Consider the following 1,510-nt stretch of genomic DNA (forward strand, 5'->3'; position numbering starts at 1 on the left):
ACCCCGCCCCACAGTCGCCCCGGCGCCCCGCACACGCACCGGACGCGGCCGCCCGCTGATCGACGCCGAGGCGCTGCGCGTCCTGCACCGCGCCGCCCGCGTCCTCCTGGACGACCTGCCCCGGCTCACCGACCGCCTCCTGGAACTCCTCCAGGAGCAGGAGCCCGCCTACCGGTCCTGCCTCGCCGACGACCCGTCCGGCACCTGGCAGGAGGCCCACCGCTCGCTGCGCCACAGTGTGTCCTCCCTGCTCGACCCGCGCGGCGCCCGTGACGCGGCCCGGCGCTGCACCTGGGCGATCGGCTCCCGCCGGGCCGAGCAGGGACTGCCGCTCGACGCACTGCTGCACGCGTTCCGGCTCGGCGGCTCCCTCGTCTGGCAGAACCTCGTCGACGAGACCTCCCGGCACGCCCCCGAGGACGTACGGCTGCTGGTGCACGTCGCGTCCGACGTGTGGGACTTCGTCGACGAACACTGCACCCTCCTCGCGGAGGCCTACCGGCAGACCGAACGGCAGCTGGCCTGGCAGCGCGAGAACCGGGTACGGCTGCTGGCCTCCGCCCTCCTCGACGGCACCGCCCGCATCGCCGACCTCCCCGAGACGGCGGCGGCACTCGGCCTGCCCGAGCAGGGGCGGTACACCGTCGTCGCCGTCGCGGGTCCGCCCGGGGAGCGTGCCTCGGTGATCGCTCCGGGTGTGCGCGTGCACTGGCATCCCGGGCCGGACCTGGACCACGGCATCGTCCATGTCACCGAGGACGCCCCCGGCGAGGCCGTCACCGTCGACGACGCGGGTACGGGCGTACGGGCCGGGGTGGGCGGCACGGTCGACGGTCTCGCCGCCGTCGGCGACGCCCGCCGGCTCGCCGACCTCGCGCTCGGCCTGTGCCCCGACAGCGGCGGCACCGTCCGGCTCGCCGACCATCTTCCCGAGGCGCTGGTCGCCTCCAGCCCCGAGCTGGGGGCCGCCCTCGCCGAACGGGTCCTCGGGCCGCTGGCCGAACTCGACGCCGGGGACGCGGAGGTGCTGCTCGACACGGTGGCGACGTGGCTGGCGTGCGACGGGTCCGCGCAGCGGGCGGGCCGGCGGTTGTACTGCCACCGCAACACCGTGCTCAACCGGCTGCGCCGGTACGAACAGCTGACCGGGCGGTCACTGTCCCGGCCGAGGGATCTGATCGAGGTGGGGCTGGCGTTGGCGGCGCGGAGGGTACGCGGGCGCTGACGCCGACCCCTGTTGCGCAGTTCCCGCGCCCCTTCGACCGGCGTGCCGGTGACGCCCTTGCGCGCAGTTCCCCGCGCCCCTCGGGATGCCTGGGGTTTCGTTGTCCACCGCGGGCCGGTGGGGGCTGGTCGCGCAGTTCCCTCGCCCTGTTGTGGCGGGGCCATCGTGTCCGCCTGCGGGCCGGTGGGTGGCGTTCCCGCAGTTCCCCGCGTCCCTGAGTGCCTGCGGCGGCCTGTGCCCGTGGGTGCGTGGTTGCGATCGCGCCTGCTGCGGGTGGGTGGGGCG

The 1,510-nt window shown here is 75.8% G+C and carries 1 protein-coding gene; it reads left to right on the forward strand.

Annotated features, from left to right (window positions below; translation table 11 throughout):
• A partial coding sequence (locus tag MTQ10_RS30315) for a helix-turn-helix domain-containing protein (protein WP_247473863.1) occupies positions 1 to 1,225 on the forward strand: 1,225 nt, incomplete at its 5' end.
• Between the last annotated feature and the right edge of the window lie 285 nt (positions 1,226 to 1,510).

The sequence above is a fragment of the Streptomyces sp. XM83C genome (assembly GCF_023072675.1).
GTDB classification, from domain to species: Bacteria; Actinomycetota; Actinomycetes; order Streptomycetales; family Streptomycetaceae; genus Streptomyces; species Streptomyces thermocoprophilus.